Source organism: Ferrovibrio sp., from assembly GCF_029255545.1.
GTDB lineage: Bacteria > Pseudomonadota > Alphaproteobacteria > Ferrovibrionales > Ferrovibrionaceae > Ferrovibrio.
This window is the reverse complement of sequence record NZ_JANLJJ010000078.1, coordinates 4,486-27,176: the sequence shown is the minus strand read 5'-3', so window position 1 is coordinate 27,176 and position 22,691 is coordinate 4,486. Positions and strand designations below refer to the sequence as shown.

At 65.8% G+C, this 22,691-nt stretch carries 22 protein-coding genes; 4 read left to right on the top strand and 18 right to left on the bottom strand.

Annotated features, from left to right (window positions below; all coding sequences use genetic code 11):
* Positions 1–11: 11 nt before the first annotated feature.
* Together Q1J79_RS15100 and Q1J79_RS15095 are read right to left on the bottom strand one after the other, a co-directional pair.
* Entirely contained in the window at positions 12–476 is a 465-nt protein-coding gene (locus Q1J79_RS15100) for a hypothetical protein (protein ID WP_300301934.1), read from the bottom strand.
* A complete protein-coding gene (locus tag Q1J79_RS15095) occupies positions 473–865 on the bottom strand; it encodes an acyl-CoA thioesterase (RefSeq protein ID WP_300301932.1) in 393 nt (130 codons plus the stop codon). Before Q1J79_RS15095 ends, Q1J79_RS15100 begins: the two co-directional genes overlap by 4 nt.
* Before the next feature lie 110 nt (positions 866–975).
* Between Q1J79_RS15095 and parE the strand changes: the two genes are divergently transcribed.
* Both parE and Q1J79_RS15085 read left to right on the top strand, forming a co-directional pair.
* Complete coding sequence (gene parE / locus Q1J79_RS15090) at positions 976–2,943, top strand: DNA topoisomerase IV subunit B (RefSeq protein WP_300301930.1); 1,968 nt, start codon at positions 976–978, stop codon at positions 2,941–2,943.
* 7 nt (positions 2,944–2,950) lie between these two features.
* Complete coding sequence (locus tag Q1J79_RS15085) at positions 2,951–4,147, top strand: GGDEF domain-containing protein (protein WP_300301927.1); 1,197 nt, start codon at positions 2,951–2,953, stop codon at positions 4,145–4,147.
* A 1-nt stretch (position 4,148) separates the two neighbouring features.
* Here the strand turns inward: Q1J79_RS15085 and Q1J79_RS15080 are convergent, their stop codons facing one another.
* The 12 genes from Q1J79_RS15080 to Q1J79_RS15025 form a co-directional block, all read right to left on the bottom strand.
* Positions 4,149–4,847: an alpha/beta fold hydrolase gene (locus tag Q1J79_RS15080; RefSeq protein WP_300301925.1), complete on the bottom strand. Its 699-nt coding sequence runs from the start codon at positions 4,845–4,847 to the stop codon at positions 4,149–4,151.
* A 22-nt stretch (positions 4,848–4,869) separates the two neighbouring features.
* A complete protein-coding gene (locus Q1J79_RS15075; protein ID WP_300301923.1) occupies positions 4,870–5,412 on the bottom strand; it encodes a hydrolase in 543 nt (180 codons plus the stop codon).
* Positions 5,413–5,495: 83 nt separating this feature from the next.
* Positions 5,496–6,329 (bottom strand): universal stress protein, encoded by an 834-nt coding sequence (locus tag Q1J79_RS15070; protein ID WP_300301921.1) that lies wholly within the window; start codon positions 6,327–6,329, stop codon positions 5,496–5,498.
* Positions 6,330–6,335: 6 nt separating this feature from the next.
* Positions 6,336–7,172, bottom strand: a complete 837-nt coding sequence (locus tag Q1J79_RS15065; protein ID WP_300301919.1) for a universal stress protein — start codon at positions 7,170–7,172, stop codon at positions 6,336–6,338.
* 119 nt (positions 7,173–7,291) lie between these two features.
* Positions 7,292–8,128 carry a universal stress protein gene (locus Q1J79_RS15060; protein ID WP_300301917.1) on the bottom strand — a complete coding sequence of 279 codons (837 nt, stop codon included), beginning with the start codon at positions 8,126–8,128 and terminating at the stop codon, positions 7,292–7,294.
* A 192-nt stretch (positions 8,129–8,320) separates the two neighbouring features.
* The gene (locus Q1J79_RS15055) at positions 8,321–9,391 is read right to left on the bottom strand and encodes an ABC transporter ATP-binding protein (protein WP_300301915.1); all 1,071 of its coding nucleotides are present in this window, start codon (positions 9,389–9,391) and stop codon (positions 8,321–8,323) included.
* Entirely contained in the window at positions 9,384–10,364 is a 981-nt protein-coding gene (locus Q1J79_RS15050; RefSeq protein ID WP_300301912.1) for an ABC transporter ATP-binding protein, read from the bottom strand. Before Q1J79_RS15050 ends, Q1J79_RS15055 begins: the two co-directional genes overlap by 8 nt.
* A 10-nt stretch (positions 10,365–10,374) precedes the next feature.
* Complete coding sequence (locus Q1J79_RS15045) at positions 10,375–11,310, bottom strand: ABC transporter permease (protein WP_300301910.1); 936 nt, start codon at positions 11,308–11,310, stop codon at positions 10,375–10,377.
* Positions 11,307–12,293, bottom strand: coding sequence for an ABC transporter permease (locus Q1J79_RS15040; RefSeq protein WP_300301907.1), 987 nt, complete (start codon positions 12,291–12,293; stop codon positions 11,307–11,309). The genes Q1J79_RS15045 and Q1J79_RS15040 overlap by 4 nt, the downstream gene beginning before the upstream one ends.
* Before the next feature lie 68 nt (positions 12,294–12,361).
* On the bottom strand, positions 12,362–13,981 hold the full coding sequence (locus Q1J79_RS15035) for an ABC transporter substrate-binding protein (protein ID WP_300301905.1): 1,620 nt from the start codon (positions 13,979–13,981) through the stop codon (positions 12,362–12,364).
* A 229-nt stretch (positions 13,982–14,210) separates the two neighbouring features.
* Entirely contained in the window at positions 14,211–15,167 is a 957-nt protein-coding gene (locus Q1J79_RS15030) for a succinylglutamate desuccinylase/aspartoacylase family protein (RefSeq protein ID WP_300301903.1), read from the bottom strand.
* On the bottom strand, positions 15,164–15,814 hold the full coding sequence (locus Q1J79_RS15025) for a LysE family transporter (RefSeq protein WP_300301901.1): 651 nt from the start codon (positions 15,812–15,814) through the stop codon (positions 15,164–15,166). Before Q1J79_RS15025 ends, Q1J79_RS15030 begins: the two co-directional genes overlap by 4 nt.
* A 190-nt stretch (positions 15,815–16,004) precedes the next feature.
* On the opposite strand from Q1J79_RS15025, the gene Q1J79_RS15020 reads away from it, so the two are divergent.
* Positions 16,005–16,673, top strand: a complete 669-nt coding sequence (locus tag Q1J79_RS15020) for a pyridoxamine 5'-phosphate oxidase family protein (protein WP_300301899.1) — start codon at positions 16,005–16,007, stop codon at positions 16,671–16,673.
* Here the strand turns inward: Q1J79_RS15020 and Q1J79_RS15015 are convergent.
* The 4 genes from Q1J79_RS15015 to Q1J79_RS15000 form a co-directional block, all read right to left on the bottom strand.
* On the bottom strand, positions 16,646–18,100 hold the full coding sequence (locus Q1J79_RS15015) for a PLP-dependent aminotransferase family protein (RefSeq protein WP_300301897.1): 1,455 nt from the start codon (positions 18,098–18,100) through the stop codon (positions 16,646–16,648). The genes Q1J79_RS15020 and Q1J79_RS15015 overlap by 28 nt on opposite strands.
* Positions 18,101–18,188: 88 nt before the next feature.
* The gene (locus Q1J79_RS15010; protein ID WP_300301895.1) at positions 18,189–18,878 is read right to left on the bottom strand and encodes an NnrU family protein; all 690 of its coding nucleotides are present in this window, start codon (positions 18,876–18,878) and stop codon (positions 18,189–18,191) included.
* The gene (locus Q1J79_RS15005; RefSeq protein WP_300301893.1) at positions 18,875–20,692 is read right to left on the bottom strand and encodes a tetratricopeptide repeat protein; all 1,818 of its coding nucleotides are present in this window, start codon (positions 20,690–20,692) and stop codon (positions 18,875–18,877) included. The genes Q1J79_RS15010 and Q1J79_RS15005 overlap by 4 nt, the downstream gene beginning before the upstream one ends.
* A gap of 2 nt (positions 20,693–20,694) precedes the next feature.
* A complete protein-coding gene (locus tag Q1J79_RS15000; protein WP_300301891.1) occupies positions 20,695–20,961 on the bottom strand; it encodes a hypothetical protein in 267 nt (88 codons plus the stop codon).
* Between the two features lie 162 nt (positions 20,962–21,123).
* On the opposite strand from Q1J79_RS15000, the gene Q1J79_RS14995 reads away from it, so the two are divergent.
* Positions 21,124–22,691 (top strand): iron ABC transporter permease (locus tag Q1J79_RS14995; RefSeq protein WP_300301889.1); only part of this gene is annotated, 1,568 nt, incomplete at its 3' end.

The following is a 22,691-nucleotide window of genomic DNA, read 5'->3' as shown; positions in this document are numbered from 1 at the left end:
CGCGGGGAAGATCAGCCCTTGGCCAGGCGCAGGAACACCTCGCCCACCAGCAGGTGGCCGATCTCGCCCTGCCCATCGGTCAGCGGCAGCACCAGCCGGTCGAATTGCAGGATCTTCGGCCCGTCCCAGCGCGTGACGCTGACATGCACCGGCCGCCGCTCGGTCACCGCGAGGTCGAAATGCTGCAGCACCACCGGCCGGTTTTCCGCCGTGGTGCCGTCGCCGGCGGTTTTCAGCGCGGCGCCGGCGGTATGGCGATAACCGTTGCCCATGGCGCGGTAGCGGTAGCGCCCGTCGGCCAGCGCCTCGACCAGAGCCAGGTCGCTCACGCCGGGCAGAGTCTCGACTGGCGGCAGCGCGTCATAGGCCAGCAGGCCGTCCGGCGCTTTCAGGTCGTCATACAGCGCCTTCAGCGCGATCAGCTCCGGCGCGACGATCTCGTCGGCGGCGTAATGCCGGGGAGCGCCGCCGCTCATGCCACCTTCTCGGGCGGCACCGGACGCGGGCGACCATTTTCGTCGATGGCGACGTAGGTATAGACGCCCTCGGTCACCTTGATCTCGGTGGGGTCCAGCCGCCGCGCCACGATGGTCTCCAGCTTTACCGCCATCGAGCTGCGGCCGACCCGGATCACGCTGCCGTAGATCGACACCACGTCGCCCACCTTGATCGGCTGGTGGAAGGTCATGGCATCCACCGCCACGGTCACCACCCGGCCCTGGGCGCGCCGCGCCGCCACGATGCCGCCGGCGATGTCCATCTGGCTCAGCACCCAGCCGCCGAAAATGTCGCCGTTGCCGTTCATGTCGGCCGGCATCGGGGCCGAGCGAATCACCGGTTCGCCGCGCGTCAAAGTCTCGGTCATGGTCGTTGCAGCCCTATATTCCTACCATATGTTGGTTGTGCCGCCGGCACGCCCCCCACTATACTGCGGCGCAAATCCGAGTCACCCCTTAATCGAAATCCGTGAATAGTATGAACGACTTGTTCCAGCAGGGAAGCAAGGGCGGCAGCGATTACACCGCCAAGGACATCGAAGTTCTCGAGGGCCTGGAGCCGGTGCGGCGCCGGCCCGGCATGTATATCGGCGGCACCGACGAACGCGCCCTGCACCACCTGTTCGCCGAGGTCCTCGACAATTCGATGGACGAGGCCGTCGCCGGCCATGCCGACCGCATCGAGGTGACGCTGCAGGCCGATGGCAGCCTGAAGGTGATGGATAACGGCCGCGGCATCCCGATCGACCGCCATCCCAAATTCAAGGACAAGTCGGCGCTGGAGGTCATCCTCACCACGCTGCATTCGGGCGGCAAGTTCTCGTCGAAAGTCTATTCCACCGCCGGCGGCCTGCATGGCGTCGGCATCTCGGTGGTGAACGCGCTGTCCGACCGGCTCACCGTGGAAGTGGCGCGCGAGCGTGAGCTGTGGCGGCAGGAGTATTCGCGCGGCGCGCCGCAGGGCAAGCTGGTCAAGGTCGGCCCGGTGCCAAACCGGCGCGGCACCACGGTGATCTTCCATCCCGACGAGCAGATCTTCGGCAAGGGCGCGCATTTCCGCGCCGCGCGCATCTTCAAGATGGCGCGCTCGAAGGCCTATCTGTATCCCGGCGTGAAAATCTTCTGGGCCTGCGCGCCCGAGCTGCTGAAGGAAGGCGACGAAACCCCTGCCGAAGCCGTGCTGCATTTCCCCGGCGGTTTGCAGGATTACCTGAACGAGCAGCTCGAGGGCCAGCAGACCGTGACGCCGACGCCCTTTGCCGGCCGCGCGGCCCTGGCCGGCGAGCGCGGCCAGGTCGAATGGGCGATCCACTGGCCGCAGGATATAGACGAGGGCTGGCTGCAATCCTACTGCAACACGGTGCCGACGCCCGATGGCGGCACCCATGAGGCCGGCATACGCGCCGCTCTGATGCGCGGCATCAAGGATTACGCCGAGCTGGCCAATAACAAGAAGGCGGCGCAGATCACCGCCGACGACATCCTCACCGCCGGCACGGCGATGCTGTCGGTCTTCATCAAGGACCCGCAATTCCAGGGCCAGACCAAGGACAAGCTGGTCACGGTGGAGGCGCAGAAGCTGGTCGAGACCGCGATCAAGGACCATTTCGACCATTGGCTGGCCGGCGCGCCGCAGCATGCCAATGCCCTGCTCACCCGGCTGATCGAACGCGCCGAGGACCGCCTGCGCCGCCGCGCCGAGAAGGATGTCAGCCGCAAGTCGGCGACGCGCAAGCTGCGCCTGCCCGGCAAGCTGGCCGATTGCGCCGACGAGGCCGCCAACGGCTCGGAAATCTTCATCGTCGAGGGCGACTCCGCCGGCGGCTCGGCCAAGCAGGCGCGCGACCGCCGCACCCAGGCCGTGCTGCCGCTGCGTGGCAAGATTCTGAATGTTGCCTCAGCAGGCTCGGGCAAGCTGGCCGCCAACCAGGAGCTGGCCGACCTGATCCAGGCGCTGGGCTGCGGCACCGGCGGCAAGTACCGCGAGGAGGAGCTGCGCTACGACAAGGTCATCATCATGACCGACGCCGATGTCGACGGCGCGCATATCGCATCGCTGCTGATGACGTTCTTCTTCCGCGAGATGCCCAAGCTGATCGAGCATGGCCATCTCTACCTGGCGCAGCCGCCGCTGTATCGCCTCAGCCAGGGCGGCAAGACCTTCTACGCCATGGACGACGACGACAAGGACAAGCTGATCAAGCAGCATTTCGGCAGCAGGAAGGTGGAGATCAGCCGCTTCAAGGGCCTTGGCGAAATGCCGCCGGCGCAGCTGAAGGAAACCACCATGAACCGCAAGAACCGCATCCTGCTGCGCGTGCAAGTGCCGGTCGACGAGGTGAAGGAAGCCGATGACCTGGTCGAGCGGCTGATGGGTCGCAAGCCCGAGCTGCGGTTCCAGTTCATCCAGGAACGCGCCGCCTTCGCCACCGACATCGACGTGTGAGCCGCGCATGCCGGGGATGATTGGCGTCGACAACCTGCCGATCATCGCCCTGGCGACGATTGCCGTGGCCGTGATCAACACCCTGATCATGACCGGCGTCACTGCGGTGCATCCTCGCGAGGCGGGCCCCTCCACCTGGGCGCTGGCCAACATCACCTTCGGCGTCGGCCTTGCCATCCTGGTGCTGCGCAAGCCGGGCAACGAACCCATCGTCGCCCTGTCCGGCAACATCCTGTTTGTCATCGGCTATATCCTGTTCTGGTTCGGCAGCCGGCAATTCAGGGGCCAGCCCCTGCCCTGGCGACCGGCCGCCGCGCTGCTGGCCGCTTTCCTCGTCCCGTTCTGCTGGTTCCTGTTCGTCACGCCAGATGTGGCCATGCGGGCTGCCGTCGTTGCCGGCGTGATTGCCATGGCCTGCGCCTGCATCGCCTGGAGCATGCTGTACCGCATCGAGACCGGCCTGATGCAGACCCAGGCCCTGATCGGGCTGCTGTTCGGCATGCTGTCCACGCTCTACCTGATGCGCCTTTTCGCGGCGCTATCGGGCCAGCTTGAGCTGGATGGTTTGCGGGCCGGACCACTCGGCAACGGCATTTTCCTGATCCCGGCGCTGGCTTCCCTGCTCGCCACCATCGCCTGCGCGCTGATGGTGAGCCAGCGGCTGCAGCAACGCCTGCAGAGCAGCGTCCGCACCGACCAGCTTACCGGCCTGGTCAATCGCGGCCTGCTGGACGAGATCGGCGCCAAGGAGATTTCCCGGGCGCGCCGCCATGGTTACGGCCTCTCGGCGATCATTCTCGATATCGATCACTTCGAAGCCATCAATCGCCAGAAGGGTTATGCCTTCGGCGATGCCGTCCTGCGGCAGATCGCGGGAATTATCGGGACCAACATGCGCCGCGAGGATTATCTCGCCCGCATCGATGGCGCCACCTTCTGCATCCTGCTGCCCAGCACCCGGCTGGGGGGTGCCCAGCAGCTGGCGGAGCGGCTGCGCCAGCAGATCGCCGCGGCGGCGCAGCACGATAACCGCGCGAGCGGGACCATCACCGCCAGCTTCGGCATCGCCACGCTTGGCCTGCACGGCGATGACTGGGCCAGCCTGGTGCGGCGCGCCGAAACGGCGCTGGGTCGCGCCAAGACCGAAGGCCGCAACCGGGTTTCGGTTGCGATGCTGAGCGAAACCGGACTCGATCCGGCTTAACTCAGGCCGCCAGCCAGCCGCGCAGGGCCGCGGCGGTCTCGTCGGGTTTTTCCAGCGGCGGCAGATGGCCGCAATGCTCGATCACCGTCAGCTTCGCCCCGGGAATCAGCGTCGCCATTTCCTCATGCAGTTCCAGCGGCGTCAGCGCATCCTGGCGGCCGCACAGCACCAGCGCCGGCAGGCTGTAGGCCTTCAGGTCCTCGCGGCCATCGGGCCGGGCGATGATCGCCGTCTGCTGCCTGATGAAACCATCGCGGCCGATCTGTTCCGCCATCGCCATGATGCGGTCGGTCAGCGCCGTGTTCGACAGGTTGTCGGGATGCAGCAGCACCGGCAGCAATTGCGGCGTCACGCCGCGGAAGCGGCCGATCTGGCCCAGCTTGATCAGGGCGCGACGACGCTCGGTCTGCTCCGGCGTATCGGCCCGGGCCGACGTATCCATAAGCGCAATGCGGGTCACGCGCTGCGGCGCCTGGCGCATGATCTCCTGGGCGACATAGCCACCCATGGACAGACCGCAGAGCGCGAAAGTCTCGGGCGCCTCAGCCAGGATGGCGCGCGCCATGTCGCTGAAATTGTCCATGTCGTAATGGCAGGACGGCACGATGCATTGCGCGACATCGGACAGCCGGGCGACCTGCTCGCGCCAGAAATCGTCGGTCAGCAACAGGCCGGGTATCAGCACCAGCGGCTGGCGCATGGCAGCATCCTTTCGTAACTCGTCACTTGATCAGGCGGGACAGCGTCTTGAAGTCAGGATGCGCCGCGCTGCCCAGCCATTCGAACAGGCACATTTCGGTGGTGACCAGGCCGATGCCCTCCGCCTGCATGCGCTGCATCGCTACCGAGGCGCTGTCGCCATGCCGGGACGATATGGCATCGGCGACGACAAAGACCTTGCGGCCGGCCTCCACCAGGCTCAGCGCCGTCTGCAGCACGCAGACATGCGCTTCGATGCCGGCCAGCACGATCTGCGGCTTGCCGCCCGCATCGATGCGGGCGCGGATGGCCGGGTCGGCGGCTGCCGAGAAATGCATCTTGCCCAGCACCGGCGTGGCGCCGGCCAGCGCCATGACCTCGGGCACCGTCGGGCCAAGGCCCTGCGGATATTGCTCGGTGATCAGCGCGGGGATGGCCAGTTTCTGCGCCGCCTGCAACAGGATGCCGGCATTGCGCACCACGCGGTCGCCATCCCGCATCACCGGCAGCAGCCGGGCCTGGATGTCGATGACAAGGAACTGGGTTTCGGGGGCGGCAAGCAGCATGACGGAATCCAACGGACCCGCCCAATGTAATGCGGTCGGCGGCTGCCGGCAAATACCAGGCCACCCTTTGCCTTCAGTCCGTCCTAGTGGCTGAACAGAACCGGAAGCTCCATCTTGCCAAGCATGTAAGCCGTGGCGCCACCCAGAACCGTTTCCCGGATGCGGCCATGGCCATAGGCGCCCATAACGAGCAGATCGGCTTTCCTGTCCTGCGCGGTTTGCAGCAGGATGGAACCGGCATCCCGATCGCGGCCCGCATGCACCAGCAATTCCGCCGCAACATCCTGCCGCGACAAATGGCGGGCCAGCTCGGCGCCGGGCAAGCCACGCTGGCCTTCCGGATCGACGCAGAGGATGGTTACCTGCGTCGCCCGCTGCAGCAGCGGCATGGCATCGTGCACGGCACGAGCCGCCTCTCGACTGCCATTCCAGCCGATCAGGATGGTCTTCGGCAAGCCCGGCTTCGGTGCACCGGGAAGCAGCAGAATGGGCCGGCCGAGCGCCAGCACAACCTCGTCGGCCAGGGTTTCGCGATCATAGTCCCGTGCCGTCTTGTCGCCAGGCACGACGCCTGACAGCAGCAGGAGATCGCTGGCCCGTGCCTGCACCAGCACAGTCTCCAGCGCCGAGCCCGGCATGTCATACCACTCGGTCGCGATTCCCTCGGCCTGAGCGGCGGCATCAAAAAGCTGCCTTGCCTTGACGGCCGCGCGTTCGCATTCCGCCTTGTGGCGTTCGATCACCTCAGGCGGAATGTAATGCCTGATCATCGGCAGACAGGGTCGGTTGAACAGGCCGCAGAGATGCGCCTCGCAACCGGCTGCCAGCGCGGCCGCATAGCCGAGTTGTGCCGGCAGCTCACTCCCGGCATCAACCCCGAGATGGATCGCGATATCCCGATAAGCCGCGGTCGCCATTGTCGATCAGTTGCTCAGCAGAACCGGGACCGTCATCGACGACAGGATGGTTTCGGTCACGCCGCCAAACACCACTTCGCGCAGGCGCGAATGACCGTAGGCCCCCATCACCAGCAGATCGATGCTGCGGTCGCTGACCGCCGACAACAGGGCTTCGCCGGCCTCGATATCGTCGACCACCGTATTCGACACCTCCACCTTCACGCCGTGACGGGCGAGATGGCGGGCCAGTTCGGCGCCAGGCGTGCCACGGCTGCGATCGGCATTGATGCAATAGATCGTCACATGCTCGGCCTTGGTCAGGAACGGCAGGGCATCGTGCACGGCGCGGGTCGCTTCGCGGCTGCCATTCCAGGCCACCATGACGCGGCGGCCAACCACCGGATAGCTGCCGGCATAAGGAACCGCCAGGATCGGCCGGCCGGCGCGCAGCGATATGTCATGCGGCAGCACATCCATCCCCGAAGGAACCAGGACCGGATTTTCCGGATCCGGATCGGGCTGGCCCAGCACCAGCAGGTCGAAGGCGCGGCCATAGGTCTCAATCGCGTCTACCGGCATGCGCTCGCTTTCAACCCATTCAGCAACGACGCCCTGCCTGGCGGCGGCGGCCTCGAACTCGGCTTTGGCCTTCTTCGCGGCGGCGCGGGCCTCGTCAATCTGACGCTGATAGAACTCAGGCGGCACATATTCGCCCATGTAGAAGAGATGCTGTGGCGGCGGCAGGGTATACAGCGCGGTGACATGGGCACCGTCACGCTGCGCGATCTGCAGGGCCATATCGGTCTTGGCGCCGTTGCGCGGGTCTTCGGAAAGATGAACAAGAATATCGCGAATGGCCATATGCGCCTCTTCCAGTTAACGTCGGATGCCGGACCTGTCCGGCCACGAAAGTCAGCCTAACCCGCAATACGTGCGGGGCATTGACTTGCATCAACCGAATTGTCCGCTGACGGCGCGATTTAATTGCTGAGCAACACCGGCAGCGACATGCTTGACAATATTGTTTCAGTGACGCCGCCGAACACCATCTCACGCAGCCGCGAATGGCCGAAGGCGCCCATCACAACCATATCCGCCTGCCGGGCCTGGGCTTCCGCCATCAGGGCCATGCCGACCTTCTGGCCGGCCGGATCGACAATGGCGGTTTCCAGGCGCAGGCCATGGCGCTGCATATGCTCGGTGATCTCGGCCAGCAGCGTGCGGCCCTTGCGCTCCGGTCCGACCGTGACCAGATGCACCGATTCCGCGCTGCGCAGCAACGGCATCGCATCATGCAGGGCACGCGTCGCCTCGCGTTTGCCATTCCACGCCACCAGGATGCGACGCCCGATTTCGGTCACCGAACCGCTATGCGGCACCGCCAGCACGGGACGCCCCGCCTGCAAAGCCAGTTCATGCGGCAATACGTCGGTGCCATAGGGAACCGATGCCGGGTCAGCCGGATTGGGGTCGGGCTGGCCGACAATGGCAATGTCGCTGGCCCGCACCGTGAGCCGCAGGGCCTCGACCGGCGCCAGTTCGCTGCTCAGCCAGCGATGCTCGATGCCGGCGCTGGCACAGGTCGCCATGAATTCGGTATGGGCCGAGACCGAGGCCGTCTGCGCCTCGTCCATCTGCTTCTGGATCAACTCAGTCGGAATGTATTCGCCCATGTAATAGGGCACGTTCGGCGGGGGCACGGTGTAGAGCCCGCTGACCCGGGCGCCGAAGCGTCGCGCCATGCCGATGGCAAGCTGGATGCGCGCCGCATTGCGAGGGTCGAGCGTCAGATGAACGACGATATCGCGGTAACTCATCGCCTAGCCTCCTTGTTCTTGACCCTGCCGCTGAATCCCCCGGCGGTGGGCCTGTTTATCGGAAGGTGCTGGCGGCTTGCGCCGCTGACGACTTAACTGCGGGTATCAACTGCCCACGTAATAAGTGTAGGCATGCAGCCGCAGCGTTACAAGCACGGCCGCATCATCGCAACGGGTTAATTAGGGGGCGGATCAGGCCGCGGCCTGGGCCTTCCAGGGCGGCAGGCGTCCCTCTTCCACCGCATGGCAGGCCACGGCGCCGCCTTCGACGGTCAGGCTCTTGGGCACTTCGCGCTTGCAGCGCTCGTTGGCCAGCGGGCAGCGCGGATGGAAGCTGCAGCCGGGCGGCGGGTTGAGCGGGCTGGGCACTTCGCCGGCCACCGGCGTGCGGGCCCGGCCGGTCATGTCGAGATCGGGAATCGCATCCAGCAGCATGCGCGTATAGGGATGCAGCGGCCGGGTGAACAGCGTCTGGGTGTCGGCCCATTCGACCAGGCGGCCGAGATACATCACGCCAACCTTGTCGGAGACGTGATAGACCACGGCCAGGTTGTGGCTGATGAACAGATAGGTCAGGCCCAGCTTGCGCTGCAGGTCCTTCATCAGGTTGAGAATCTGCGCCTGCACCGAAACGTCGAGCGCCGAAGTCGGTTCGTCGCAGACCAGAAATTCCGGCTCGCCGGCCAGCGCGCGGGCGATCGAGATGCGCTGGCGCTGGCCGCCGGAAAATTCATGCGGATATTTTCTGGCATCGACCGGCGACAGGCCAACCTGCGACAGCAACTCGCCGACCCGCTTGTCGATCGCCGCCTTACCGCTCAGCAGGCCGCGGAACCGGATCGGCTCGGCGATGATGTCGCCGACCCGCCAGCGCGGATTCAGCGAGGCATAGGGATCCTGGAAGATCATCTGCATGCGGCCCTGGATTTCAGGATGCCGCGCGCGATCCGCCGCCGTAGCGAATTCGACGCCTTCGAAATTGATCGAACCGTCATTGGGCTCATACAGCCCAACGATCAGCCGGGCCACCGTCGACTTGCCGCAGCCGGATTCACCCACCAGGCTGAACGTCTCGCCCGGATTGATCGAGAAGCTGACGCCGTCGACGGCGCGCACCAGGCTCTTGCCCTTGCCTTCCAGCAGGCGGTTGAGCCAGGGCGCCGAGACATCGAACATCTTGCGCAGGTCTTTCGCGACCAGCATCGGGGTTTTCTTCTGCCCGGAAATATTCTTCTGCTCAGGCATGTTCTTCTGCTCAGACATGGGCCGGCTCCTGCACCAGCCAGCAGGCCGCCTGGCTGGTGCCGGCCGGCATCGGCTCGGGGCGGTCGCGGAAGCATTTGTCGAACGCCTTGGGGCAGCGCGGATTGAAGGCGCAGCCCTTCGGGATGGCATTGAGACGCGGCATCGAGCCGTCGATCTGCGTCAGGCGCTCGACCTTGTGGCCCATGGCCGGGATCGCGCCCATCAGGCCGACGGTATAAGGATGATGCGGCCGCTTGATCACGTCCTGCACCGGACCGATCTCGGCGATGCGGCCGGCATACATCACGGCCACGCGGTCGGCGGTTTCGGCAATCACGCCCATGTCATGCGTCACCAGCATCACCGCCGTGCCATGCTCACGGCACAGCCGCTTCAGCAGCTGGATGATCTGGGCCTGGATCGAGACGTCGAGCGCCGTGGTCGGCTCGTCCGCGATGATCAGCTTCGGCTCGGCTGCCAGGGCGAGCGCGATCACCACGCGCTGGCGCATGCCGCCGGAGAACTGGTGCGGATAGGCATTGATGCGTTCCGACGCCGAGGGGATGCCGACATCCTCCAGCAGCTTGACGGCGCGCGCGCGGGCCTGGGCCTGGTTCAGCGGCAGATGCGTCTGGATCGTCTCGACCAGCTGGTCGCCCACCCTGTAAAGCGGATTCAGGCTGGTCAGCGGGTCCTGGAAAATGGCCCCGATCTGCCGGCCGCGGATCTTGCGCATCTCGTGATACGGCAGGTTGTCGATGCGGCGGCCTTCCAGGCGGATCTCGCCGGCCGCGATGCGGCCAGGCGGCTCCAGCAGGCCGATGATCGCGGCGCCGGTCATCGACTTGCCGGCGCCGGACTCGCCCACCACGCCGAGCACTTCGCCGGCGGAGATATCGAGCGAGACGTCGTCGACGGCGACCAGCGTGCCGCGCCGGGTCGGGAATTCGACGCGCAGGTTGCGGACTTCGAGAAGCTTCGGGCTGCTCATAGCGCGCTCCTCACCGCAGCTTGGGGTTCAGGGCATCGCGCAGCCAGTCGCCCAGGAGGTTGACCGACAGCACCAAGGCCGCGAGCACGATGCCGGGGAAGATGGTGATCCACCATTCGCCGGAAAACAGGAAGTCATTGCCGATGCGGATCAGCGTGCCGAGCGACGGCTCGGTCGGCGGCAGGCCGACGCCGAGGAAGCTGAGCGTCGCCTCGGTGATGATCGCCAGCGCCAGGTTGATGGTCGCGATCACCAGAACCGGGCCGAGCACATTGGGCAGCACGTGGCGGATCGCGATCAGCGGACCGGACAGGCCGATGACGCGGGCCGCCTGCACGTATTCCTTGTTCTTTTCCACCAGCACCGAGCCGCGCACGGTGCGGGCATACTGCACCCAGTAGCTGAGGCCGATGGCGACCACCAGCACGGCTTCAGCGAAGTCGGAATGCCGGGCTTCGCCAAGGATGCCGCGCGTCACGCCGTCGACCAGCAGGGCGATCAGGATGGCGGGGAACGACAACTGCACGTCGGCGATGCGCATGATCAGGCTGTCGGCCGCGCCGCCGAGATACCCGGCCACCAGGCCCAGCCCGATACCCAGCGTCATGGCAAAAACCACCGACATGAAGCCGACCACCAACGAGATGCGCGAACCATACATGATGGTGGAGAGCAGGTCGCGGCCCTGGTCGTCGGTGCCCAGAATGTATTTGGCTTCGCCACCCTCCACCCAGAATGGCGGCTTGAAGGCATCCGACAGTTCCAGCGAGGCAAGGTCGAACGGGTTATGCGGCGCCAGCCAGGGCGCGCCAAAAGCGCCAATGAAGAACACCACGACGATCAGCGCCGACAGCATCACGAGCTTGGAGCGCTTGAAGCTCCAGAAGATGTCGCTGTCAGACGCGTTGCGCCAGAATTCGATGACGCGGGCAGTGGGTAGCATCATTTCGCACCCGCCTTGGCAGATTGCGAACGGAGCCGCGGATCGACCACGAAATACAGGATATCGACGATCAGGTTGATCAGCACGAACAGCAGGCCGATCGCCACGAGATAGGCGGCCATCACCGGGATGTCGACCGCCTGCACCGATTGCAGGAACAGCAGGCCGACGCCGGGCCAGGAGAACACCGTCTCGGTGATGATGGCAAAGGCGATGATCGAGCCGAGCTGCAGCCCGGTGATGGTGATCACCGGCACCAGGGTATTCTTCAGCGCATGGCCGAAATGCACCGCGCGATTGGAAAGGCCGCGGGCGCGGGCGAACTTGATGTAGTCGGTGCGCAGGACCTCCAGCATCTCCGAGCGCACCAGGCGCATGATCAGCGTCATCTGGAACAGGCCGAGCGTGATGGCCGGCAGGATGATGGCCTTCCAGCCGCTGACCGACAGCAGGCCGGTGCTCCAGCCGCCGATCCTGATCACGTCGCCACGGCCAAAGCTGGGCAGCCAGCCGAGCATGACCGCGAAGATCAGGATCAGCAGGATGCCGATCAGGAAGGTGGGCAGCGAAATGCCGATCAGAGACACCGTCATCATGGCACGGCTGAGCCAGTGCTGCGGATAGAGCCCGGAGAACACCCCCATCGGAATGCCCACCGCCAGCGCGACGATCATGGCCATGACGCTGAGCTCCAGCGTCGCCGGCAGACGTTCGACGATCATCTTGCCGACTGGTTCGGCGGTGCGATAGCTGAGGCCGAACTTGCCCTGCACGGCGTTGCCGACGAAACGGGCGAAACGGACCGGAGTGGGATCGTCGAGGCCAAGCGACTTGCGCAGCTCGATGCGCTGCTCGGCCGGCAGGTCCTGCCCGGCCATGATGGCGACCGGGTCGCCGACGAAATTGAACATCGCGAAAGCGATGAAGGCGACCGCGAGCATAACAAGCGCGGCCTGCACCAAACGGCGGATGATGAAAGCAATCATGGGGCTGGATCACTAAAAAACGGGCGGCGGCCCGGTTTACAGCCGGGCCGCCGCCTTGATCTGCAGGCTTACTTCATCTTCACGAAGCGCAGCGGGAAGTAGTTATCCGACAGCTGCACCAGGTCGACATTGTCCTTGGCAGCCCAGATCACGACCTGCTGATGCAGCGGGATATAGGCATAGTCGTCGAGATAGATCTTGGTCGCTTCCTTGATCATCGCGTCGCGCTTGGCCTTGTCGGTTTCCTGCTCGACCTTGTCGGCCAGTTCGTCGAACTTCGCGTTCGAATAACCGCCGGCATTGAACAGGCCCTTCTTGGTCTTGGCGCTCGGAGTCTGGATCAGAGCCTCGAAGACGTTATGCACGTCGTAGGTGGCGCCCGGCGACCAGCCCAGCATGTAGAAAGCGATCTGCGGCGACTTCTCGATGTCGGACGCCGTGCGCAGGATCTGGGCGAAGTACTTGCCGCGGGTCTGGGCGACAAGATTGATCTTCACGCCGATCTTGGCCAGCATCGCCACCACCGCCTGGCAGATCGCTTCGTCGTTGACGTAGCGGTCGTTCGGGCAGTCCATGCGGGTCTCGAAGCCATTCGGATAGCCGGCTTCGGCCAGCAGCTTCTTCGACAGCGCAGGGTCAAATTTCGGCCGCACATCCATCGCCTGATCGTAACCATTCAGGCCGGTGCCGATCATCAGCGCGCTGGGGCGCGACTGGCCGCGCATGACAGTGCGCTTGATCGCCTCGACGTCGATGGCACGGTGGAAGGCTTCGCGGACCCGCTTGTCCTTGAACGGGTTCTTGCCCTTCACATTGGTATCCGGCAGCTCGTCGAGCTGCTGGTTGAAGCCCAGGAAGACGATACGGGTTTCCGGCGCTTCCAACACGCGGCGACCGGCCGTCTTCCTGATGCGATCCACGTCCTGCGGCGGCACGGTGTAAACCATGTCGATCTCGCCAGACAGCAGGGCCGCGACCCGGGTGGCATCGTTGGCGACGCGCTGGAAGATCACCTCGGTGAGGTTATGCTCCGGCTTGTCCCACCAGGTCGGATTCGGCACCAGGATGGTCTTCACGTCCGGCTCGCGCACCTTCAGCATAAAGGGGCCGGTGCCATTGGCGTTGCGGGTGGCGAAGTTCTCTTCGTTCTTCGTCATGTCCGCGGTCTGGACGGCGTTGTTCTTCTCCGCCCAGATCTTCGACATGATGCCGATCTGCGACAGCTTGTCGTTCAGCAGCGGATCGGGATACTTGGTCTCGACCTCGACGACGTCCTTGCCGACGGCGCGGACTTCCTTCACCGAGACGAAGTTGCCGGCGACGTTCGAGCCCTTGCCGGCCGCGCGGCCGTAAGAGAACACCACGTCATCGGCGGAGAACGGCTCGCCGCCATGGAACTTCACGCCCGGGCGCAGGGTCCAGCGCCACAGCGTCGGGCTCGCCATCTCCACCTTCGTGGCCAGCGCCGGCTCAAGCTTCAGATTCTTGTCGCGACGGAACAGCCCCTCATACATATTGAGGTTGAAGCTGAGCAGGAATGTTTCGTTGCGGGCATACGGATCCATCGAATTGACGTCGCCGTCATTCGCCCACTTGAACGTCTTGGCCGAAACCGGCTGTGCGCCGAGCAGCGCCACGGCCGCGACAGCCGCCACCAGCGTGGCCTTCAAGAACTTGCCTCGTTGCATCGTCCCCTTGTCCTTCTCCCAACGGAATTTCAGCCCATCAGCGGGCCAAGCTTTTATTCCACCTGTCGGCCATCGGGCCGCGGCGTTGCCCGGATCATAGGACCGCAGACGTATATACGTCTACACCTGACTGTAAAAACATCATGCCGAAAAAAACGGCCCGCTGCATGTCCTTAGGGCATATCTCCAAACCTTCAGGACAGGGCCGGCCACCCCGGGCCGAACCAATTCAAACCAACCGTTGCGCCAGCGATACGACGTCCCTGCCCTTGATGATCCGCCGCGCGGGCATGATCAGCGTGCAGCCGCCTTCCGGCACGCGAATCTCCTCATCCCCGTCGGTGGCGATCAGCGCGCCGCCGGGCAGGTCCTCGAAGCCGATATAGGGCGCGGCGAAGCGGAACCGGTCGCTTTTCGCCAGCAGGATTTCCATAATTTCGTAGCGTTTCGGCGTGCCCGGCTCGGCTGGATATTGCGCTGCAAGAGCGGGCGGTATCATGCCGTAGAAATCCAGGAAGCGCATGGTGACGGCGATCGCGATGTCACCGCTGGTACGAGCAAAATGCTGGCCGCATTCGACCACAAGTCCAACCGGCATCGCCTGCGGATCACCAAAAGCGCCATATTGGATCAGCGGCCGGCCCGGGTGTTTCACGCCCTGCAGCATGACATGGTGCAGCGGCGAATGCAGATGGCGGGTCAGCGGTTCGATCTTGGCCATGCGCTCGTGGATCAGCATCGGCGGCACGGCATAGGAGGTCGAATGGATGTCCAGCAGGGCATCGGCTTCGGCATAGATATGCCGCAGCGCGCGGGCGCGCTTCACGTCCACCGTTTCGTCGGGGCCCTCCAGGGTGTCGACATCCCAGACCCGGTTGAAATCGCGATCGACGAAACGGGATTCGAACGGCTTGGCCGGGTCGAAGCGGTGATAGGCATCGACATTGGCGAAGGCCAGCGTGAGCTTGCCGCGTAATGGCCGGATGCCCTGCTCCAGCAGATGCGTCACCGCCACCATGCCGCAGAATTCGTTACCATGGGTCAGCGCGTTGACGACCACATGCGGCCCCGGCTTGCCGGAATCGAAAGTGTGGACGTAATCGACGCCGCGATTGCCGTTACGGTAGGCCGAAATGTCCTTCGGCAGTAACTCGATGGGCGGCAAAGCCGCATGCTGGTCGGTCATTGCAATCCTTTCAACCATACAACACTGCCGATCCCGTATAGCCCGAAGCCGAGGATCAGCAGGCCCGACAGGCCGTTGATCCAGCGCAGTTCGCCACTGCCGAGCCGGTGACGGTAGGCCCCGGCCAGCGCCGCGAGCGACAGCCACCAGATCGACGAGCCGGCAAACACGCCCAGCACCAGCCAGGCCGCCATGGCATTCGACAGGCCAAAGGCACCAATGCCGAAGAAGGCGAAGATGCCGAGGAAAGCAACGATGGTGATCGGATTGGTCGCGGTCAGCACGAAGGTCGAGACCAGGCCGGTAACCGGCCCGTCGCGGCCATGCAGCGGCGCCGCAGCCACCTCGGGCGAGGGATGCAGGGCGGCGCGCAGCATGCGCCAGGCCATGAAAAGCAGGAACGCGCCGCCGCCGAGGCGGAACAGGGTTTCATGCGTCTGCAGCCAGGACGAGATCAGGCTGAGGCCGAAAGCGGCGATGCAGCCATACAGGGCATCGGCCAGCGCCGCGCCGAGGCCGGCGGACAGGCCGGCCAGCCGGCCCTGATGCAGGGTGCGCTGGACGCAGAGCACGCCGACCGGGCCGACCGGAGCGGCAATGATGAATCCCGCGAGCGCGCCCTTGCCCAGCATCAGCAGGATATCCACCGTCTCCGCGCTCCAATAATTCGCAGGCTTACAACAGGCCACGGGCTGTAGCATGGCGGACACGGCAGGTAAACCGAGGTCGCTCTATTTCTGGCCCCATGAATATTATAAAAACTGGCACTTAATATAGAACCGGATAAAAGCTAATCGCTGTGGGACCAAGGAGATACCGTCCCAAATGCCAAAGCCGATGTCCAAACCTGCCTCTGCCAAATCCGCCGCCCCCAGCGCCCGCAGCCGGGTCAAGCGCGTGCCCGATCGCGGCCATTACGACCGCGAGACCCTGCATGCCGTGCTGGATGCCGGCTATGTCTGCCATGTCGCGTTCAGCCAGGACGACCAGCCGGTGGTGATCCCGACCGCCTACTGGCGCGAAGGCGACCATCTCTACATTCACGGCTCGACCAAAAGCCGCATGGCCATGGCGCTGGCCAAGGGAGCACCGGCCTGTGTGGCGGTGACCCTGCTCGACGGGCTGGTCCTGGCGCGCTCGGCTTTCCATCACTCGATGAATTACCGCTCGGTGGTGGCCTTCGGCCGCTTCGAGCAGGTACCCGACGACCACAAGATGGCGGCCCTGGAAGCCTTCACCGAACGGCTGGCGCCGGGCCGCTGGGCTGAAATCCGCGGCCCGAACAAGCAGGAATTCAAGGCCACCATGGTGCTGCGCCTGCCGCTCACCGAGGCAACGGCGAAAATCCGTCGCGGTCCGCCCAAGGATGACGTCGAGGACATGGCGATTCCGGTCTGGGCCGGCGTGCTGCCCTTCGCCCCGGGCTTTGCCGCGCCGGAAGCCGACCCGCTGCAGAAACCGGGCACTGCCCTGCCCGGCTATCTCAAGGCTTTGACCAGGCGCTGAACCGCCGTTTCCAGCTCGGCTTCCGGGAAGGCCGCGAAGCCGAGCAACAGGCCGCTCAGGCGGCGTATCACGGCATACCGCGACAGCGGCGCGACGCTGAGGCCCGCCGCCTGCGCCGCCGCCGCGGCCGACTTGTCATCGCGCCCGTCGCGGAATTCGACGGTCACATGCAGGCCGGCTTCCGACAGGCGCGGCACCAGCAGATCGCCGGCATGACGCGCCAGCGCGGCGAGCAATGCCGACCGCCGCTTGCGATACAGCGTGCGCATGCGGCGGATATGCTGCACCAGATGCCCCTGGGCGATGAATTCGGCCAGCACGGCCTGCGGCCAGCCTGGCGAAAAACCGTCGGCGGCCGTCTTCAGGCGCAGGAACCCCTCCACCAGTTGCGGCGGCAGCACCACATAGCCAAGCCGCAGGCCGGGGAACAGCACCTTGCTGAAGGTGCCGACATAGAGCACGCGTTCGCCGCCATCGAGACCCTGCAAGGCCTGCAGCGGCGGACCGCCATAGCGGTATTCACAGTCGTAATCGTCCTCGACGATCCAGATGCCACGGGCTCGGGCCTCGGCCAGCAGGGCCAGACGCCGCGCCACCGGCAGCGTCATGCCGAGCGGGAACTGGTGCGATGGCGTCAGCATCATCAGCTTGGGCACCGGCGCCAGCCCGGCCAGAACGGCCGGATCGAAGCCCTGCCCGTCGACCGCCACCGGCAGCAGCCGCGCCCCGGTGCCGGCCAGCGCATCGCGGGCGCCGGCATAGCCGGGATCCTCCACCACCACCGCGTCGCCGGGATCAAGCAGCAGCCGGCCGATCAGGTCGAGCGCCTGCTGGGCGCCGGAAACGATGACGATGGTGTCGGGCGAACAGACCACGCCGCGGCTGTCGGCCAGATAGCCGGCCAGCACCCGGCGCAAAGCCGGCAGCCCCCGGGCGTCGCCATATCCCAGTAGGTCGCCGGGTTGCCGGCGCAGCACCTGCACAGCCAGCCGGCGCCATAATTCGAGCGGGAATTCATCCAGCGCGGCGGCCCCGAGAGCAAAAGGCCGCATCGCCCGGGACTCACCCTCTGCGTGCAGACCCGGGGCCTCGGCGGCACGGCGGGACAAGGATGGCGGCTTATCCCCGGCAGCCGGCCGGACACCCTCTGCCGGCAGATCCACGGCCACGAACAGTCCGGAACCACGTCGGCTTTCCAGGTAGCCTTCGGCCGCCAGCCGCTCGATCGCGGTTACCACCGTGTTGCGTCCCAGGCCCAGATCGGCCGCCAGCGCCCGGCTGGAGGGCAGGCGTTCGCCAGCTGTCAGTTCACCCTGCAGAACCGCCCGGCGGATGGCGGCATAAAGCTGCTCCTGCAGGCTCTCTCCGCCTGCCCGGCGGTCTGGCCGGAACCAGCCAACGAACCGACCTGCAGCCCGGCGGGCCATCAGATCTTATTCTTTAGATTAATTAAAATACATATCATATTGTTTTAACTATATTATTTATTATCTGAATACACAATCAAGATCTTCATTATGGGTAGTAGGCTGGCACGCCGAACAGGGTTGCGTGTCCCCACAGAAAGATCGCATAAAGGGCTGCAGCACCAAGAATATTCAGCCAGCCGATGTCGCTGAACCGCAGCGTCACCCGCCCCGCCCGCACGGCGGCGAAGGGAAAGATCGAAGTTTTGGCAATAAACCTTTGCCACTTATCGCCAAATGCAGCAGAGCGCTTGCGGTCGATCGACGGCATGCCATTCAGGGCCGTCACCAGGATCGAGCCGGCCAGCAGCCAGGTCGCGGCATCGCCATTGGCTATCAAATGCGAACCGGCCCAGAGGGTGAAGGCCCAGAGCATGGGGTGTCGGGTGATCTTGGTGAAGCCGCGGACAGGCAGCTCCCCGTGTTCACTGCGCATCAGCATGTCTGGTCCGGCCGAGGTTGGATTGGACGGCCGCAGGCTGCCGACCAGCAGCAGCAGGGCTACGGGCATGACCACCACCGGCACCGCCGCCAGCGCGGAAGTGGTTGGCCAGAACTCGATATATGGCGCCTGGCCATAGGTCCAGATCAGGGCCGCCAGTGCTGCGGCGCTGAGCAATGAAAACAACCCCCGGTAGGCAGGCAGACCAAGCCGGCCGACCAGCGCCGGCCGCAGCGGACCAGCGACCAGAACATGCAGCAGAACCCAGGCCAGGGCCGCCAGAGCGAGCGCGATCATTCATCCTCCCTTTCCCGGCCCATGCTGCCGGCGATGTGTTGCACAAGCTCCAGCGCGCGACTGCGTTCGACCGGAAGCAGGCGGGCTTCGACAAAGCGACGGCTGCCGCCGGCCTCGGGTAGGCCGGCCTGCTCGGCCAGCCGCAGATAGACCCAGGCCAGGGCCGCATCGGCGGGCCGCCCGTCTCCCCGGAAGTACTGGTCGCCCAGCACCAGCAGGGCTTCAGGATAACCCTGGCGGGCTGCCCGCTGCAGCCAGGCATCGGCCGCTGTCGTATCCGCGGTCACGCCCTCGCCATTGAACAGCAGGCGGGCAAGCTGGAATTGCGCACCGGCATTGCCGCGCTCGGCGCCGATCCGATACCAGCGCAGGGCCTCGGCGGGGTTGGCGGGAATGCCAGCCCCGGCCTCGAGATAACCGGCATATTTGAAGGCCGCCGCGGCATGGCCGTTTTCCGCCGCCTTGCGGAACCAGCCGATCGCCGCCGGCAGGTCTTTCGGCGTGCCACTCCACCCCTGTTCCAGCCACAGGCCCCAGCGGAACTGCGCCGGCGCATAATCCCGTTCGGCCTGCATCGCGATCAGGCGACGCGCCCGTTCCGGATCGGCCGGCCGACCATGACCACCGGCGAGATAGGTGGCGAAATTGTTCACCGCCGGCCCGAAATCCTGCTCCACGGCCTTTTCCCACCAGTCCATGGCCACGACAGGATCGGCGGCCCCGGCCATGCCGTTGAACAGGATCAGGCCGAGGTAATTCTGCGCATCGGGAAGCCCCGCCTCGGCCGCCCGCCGCAGATAGGGCAGAGCCGTGGCCGGCTCCCGCGGGCCGCCCTGCCCGCGCAGCAGCATGCGGCCGGCCATCGCCGCCGCCCCCAGATGCCCATCATCGGCAGCTCGGATGGCCAGCCGGCGCGCCTCCGCGCCGGCGACCTTGCCCAATGTACCGGCCTCGTGCAGCTGCGCGAGGTTGAACCAGCCATTGCTGTCGCCCATTTCGCCGGCGCGCTGGAACAGCGTCGCGGCCTGTGCCGGATCGCGTGGCGTCGCCATGCCGTTCAGGTGATAAAGCGCGAGCTCGTTGACGCCTTCGGCCAGGCCGGAAGCCGCCGATTGCCGCGCCAGTTCCAGCCCGCGCGCCGGTGCGCCGGCAGCGGCGTGACCATCAAGGATCAGGTCGGCCAGGTAGCCCTGGGCATAGGGATTACCCTGCCCGGCCGCCTGGTTCAGCAGCGTGATGCCACGGGCCTCGTCGGCGGCGATCACACGCCCCTCGATCAGGATGCGGCCCAGCCGGTAGCGCGCATTCACCGCGCCGTCGGCGATAGCACGTTCCAGCAGGGCGATGGCCTGGACCTGTTCGGCCGGGCGATATTCCAGGATCAGCTCGGCCAGATTGGCCCAGGCCGTGGCTTCGCCACGTTCGCCGGCCTGCCGCAAAGCCTGCTCGGCGCCCGGCAGGTCCTGCGGTCCGCCCTGCCCGGTCAGCAGCAGGAAACCAAGCCCGGCCAGGGCACGCGGATGCTGCTGCGCGGCGGCTTGGGCAAACCATTGCCGGGCGGCGACAAGGTCGCGGGTCGCGCCGAGGCCAAGCTGATAGGACAATCCGGCCTGGAACTGTGCCTCTGCCTCGCCGGCCCTAGCCCGGCGCAGAATGCCGGAAAGATCATCAACCGGGGCTACGGGGGCCGCATGGGGCGCGGAAAACCGGTCGCTCGGGCGGGCCAGCCCGTGATCCGGCAAAAGGCCCGCGGCGAAGCCACCAAAAACCATCGAGGCGAACCCCATCGCCCAGGCCGGTCGGGACATACGCATGATCAACGTCCGGATATGTCGAACAGGGCCCTGCCTTCGGGCGTCAGCTTGCAGACCAGCCAGTCCGGCTTGATCGGATTTTCGAACCATGGCTCGGCCCAGCCGGCCTTGATGCAGGACAGGATGGTATGGGTGCTGATCTGCTGGCCATGCTCATCGAACAGCGGCAGCTTGCCGCCAGCCTGCCGCAGGCCGCGGCGCAGATAACGCAGCTGGGCATCGCTCGGTTTGCCCTGGCCATTGCGGAAAGCCCGCGCGCCGTCTGCCATGCCGCCCCCTTTTGCTTGCCCGACCAGAATAGGAAAGCCGACCTTGCCCGGCAATCATGCAATGCAGCCCGGAACGAGCCGACCCGACTCGCCGGGCATTTGCGAATGCCTTGCAAATGACGTATGGAGGGCATCGTCCTCACTGCCATTCGATCCTCCCGCGTGACCGATACGACCGCATCCCTGTCATCATCTGCCGCATCCTTTGCCGGATTGCGCCGTGGCAGCCGGCTGTGGATCGGCTTCGCCGCCGGGCTGGCGCTGGTGATCGCGGCGCCCGTCCTGGCCATCCTGGTCAACCTGGCCCAGCCGGCCGACGATGTCTGGCACCACCTGTTCACCACGGTGATGCCGGAAATGCTGCTCAACACCGTTGTGCTGATGGTCGGCGTCGGGCTCGGCGCGGTGGCGATCGGCACCGGCTGCGCCTGGCTGGTGACGATGACCGAGTTTCCCGGCCGGCGCTGGCTGGCCTGGGCCTTGTTCCTGCCGCTGGCGATGCCGGCCTACGTGAGCGCCTTCGTCTACAGCGACCTGCTGCAATTCGCCGGCCCGGTGCAGACCAGCCTGCGCAACCTGTTCGGCTGGCAGCGCGGCGATTACTGGTTTCCCGATTTCCTGTCGCTGCAGGGCGCGGTGGCGCTGTTCATTGTCAGCTTCTACCCTTACGTCTTCATGCTGGCGCGCGCCGCCTTCCTCGACCAGTCGGTCTGCGTGCTGGAGGTCGGCCGCACGCTCGGGCTCGGCCCCTGGTCGCGCTTCTGGCGCATCGCGCTGCCGCTGGCGCGGCCGATGATCGCCGGCGGCGCCGCGCTGGTGCTGATGGAAACCCTGGCCGATTTCGGCGCCGTGAGCTGGCTCGGCGTGCCGACCTTCACCACCGCGATCTACCGCACCTGGTTCGGCATGGGCGATGTCACCACCGCAGCCCAGCTGGCCGGCGTGCTGCTGATCTTCGTGCTGGCCGCCGTGATGCTGGAACGCACCAGTCGTCAGGCCAAACGCTTCCACCACACGTCCGCGCGCACCCGGCCGCTGCCCTTGCGACGCCTGCCGCCGGGCCGCGCCACGCTGGCGATCATCGCCTGCCTGTTGCCGATCCTGCTCGGCTTCGGCGTGCCGGGCGCCTGGCTGCTGCATCTGGCAATCGGCGAAGGCGACCAGCTCGGTTTCGGCCGCCTGGCTGGCTTCACCACCAACAGCTTCACTCTGGCCGGACTGGCGGCCGTGCTGCTGATCGCCATTGCCCTTGGCCTGGCCTATGCCAACCGGCTGGTGCCGCGCCGCCTGACCGGCTGGCTGATCCAGCTGGCCACCATGGGCTATGCCGTGCCCGGCTCGGTGATCGCCATCGGCGTGATCCTGCCGCTGGCCACCTTCGACCATGCCATCAACCGCTGGGCCGAGGCGACGTTCGGCGCCGGGCCGGGCCTGCTGCTGAGCGGTAGTCTGGTCGCCCTGTTCTACGCCTATCTGGTGCGCTTCCTGGCGGTGGCCTTCAACACCGTGGATGGCGGCCTGCACCGCATCCGCCCCAGCCTGGATCAGGCCGCCCGCGTGCTGGGCGAAACGCCTTTGGGCGTGGTGCGGCGGGTGCACGCGCCGCTGCTGCGCGGCAGCCTTCTGACCGCCGCGATGCTGATTTTCGTGGATGTCCTGAAGGAGCTGCCCGCCACCCTGATCGTCCGGCCGTTCGATTTCGACACCCTGGCCGTCCGGGTCTACCAGCT

What these genes read in the sequence shown, in the direction of transcription:
- Q1J79_RS15100 (WP_300301934.1), bottom strand. Translation starts at nt 476, where the DNA reads ATGAGCGGCGGCGCTCCCCGGCATTACGCCGCCGACGAGATCGTCGCG.
- Q1J79_RS15095 (WP_300301932.1), bottom strand. Translation starts at nt 865, where the DNA reads ATGACCGAGACTTTGACGCGCGGCGAACCGGTGATTCGCTCGGCCCCG.
- parE (WP_300301930.1), top strand. Translation starts at nt 976, where the DNA reads ATGAACGACTTGTTCCAGCAGGGAAGCAAGGGCGGCAGCGATTACACC.
- Q1J79_RS15085 (WP_300301927.1), top strand. Translation starts at nt 2,951, where the DNA reads ATGCCGGGGATGATTGGCGTCGACAACCTGCCGATCATCGCCCTGGCG.
- Q1J79_RS15080 (WP_300301925.1), bottom strand. Translation starts at nt 4,847, where the DNA reads ATGCGCCAGCCGCTGGTGCTGATACCCGGCCTGTTGCTGACCGACGAT.
- Q1J79_RS15075 (WP_300301923.1), bottom strand. Translation starts at nt 5,412, where the DNA reads ATGCTGCTTGCCGCCCCCGAAACCCAGTTCCTTGTCATCGACATCCAG.
- Q1J79_RS15070 (WP_300301921.1), bottom strand. Translation starts at nt 6,329, where the DNA reads ATGGCGACCGCGGCTTATCGGGATATCGCGATCCATCTCGGGGTTGAT.
- Q1J79_RS15065 (WP_300301919.1), bottom strand. Translation starts at nt 7,172, where the DNA reads ATGGCCATTCGCGATATTCTTGTTCATCTTTCCGAAGACCCGCGCAAC.
- Q1J79_RS15060 (WP_300301917.1), bottom strand. Translation starts at nt 8,128, where the DNA reads ATGAGTTACCGCGATATCGTCGTTCATCTGACGCTCGACCCTCGCAAT.
- Q1J79_RS15055 (WP_300301915.1), bottom strand. Translation starts at nt 9,391, where the DNA reads ATGTCTGAGCAGAAGAACATGCCTGAGCAGAAGAATATTTCCGGGCAG.
- Q1J79_RS15050 (WP_300301912.1), bottom strand. Translation starts at nt 10,364, where the DNA reads ATGAGCAGCCCGAAGCTTCTCGAAGTCCGCAACCTGCGCGTCGAATTC.
- Q1J79_RS15045 (WP_300301910.1), bottom strand. Translation starts at nt 11,310, where the DNA reads ATGATGCTACCCACTGCCCGCGTCATCGAATTCTGGCGCAACGCGTCT.
- Q1J79_RS15040 (WP_300301907.1), bottom strand. Translation starts at nt 12,293, where the DNA reads ATGATTGCTTTCATCATCCGCCGTTTGGTGCAGGCCGCGCTTGTTATG.
- Q1J79_RS15035 (WP_300301905.1), bottom strand. Translation starts at nt 13,981, where the DNA reads ATGCAACGAGGCAAGTTCTTGAAGGCCACGCTGGTGGCGGCTGTCGCG.
- Q1J79_RS15030 (WP_300301903.1), bottom strand. Translation starts at nt 15,167, where the DNA reads ATGACCGACCAGCATGCGGCTTTGCCGCCCATCGAGTTACTGCCGAAG.
- Q1J79_RS15020 (WP_300301899.1), top strand. Translation starts at nt 16,005, where the DNA reads ATGTCCAAACCTGCCTCTGCCAAATCCGCCGCCCCCAGCGCCCGCAGC.
- Q1J79_RS15015 (WP_300301897.1), bottom strand. Translation starts at nt 18,100, where the DNA reads ATGGCCCGCCGGGCTGCAGGTCGGTTCGTTGGCTGGTTCCGGCCAGAC.
- Q1J79_RS15010 (WP_300301895.1), bottom strand. Translation starts at nt 18,878, where the DNA reads ATGATCGCGCTCGCTCTGGCGGCCCTGGCCTGGGTTCTGCTGCATGTT.
- Q1J79_RS15005 (WP_300301893.1), bottom strand. Translation starts at nt 20,692, where the DNA reads ATGCGTATGTCCCGACCGGCCTGGGCGATGGGGTTCGCCTCGATGGTT.
- Q1J79_RS15000 (WP_300301891.1), bottom strand. Translation starts at nt 20,961, where the DNA reads ATGGCAGACGGCGCGCGGGCTTTCCGCAATGGCCAGGGCAAACCGAGC.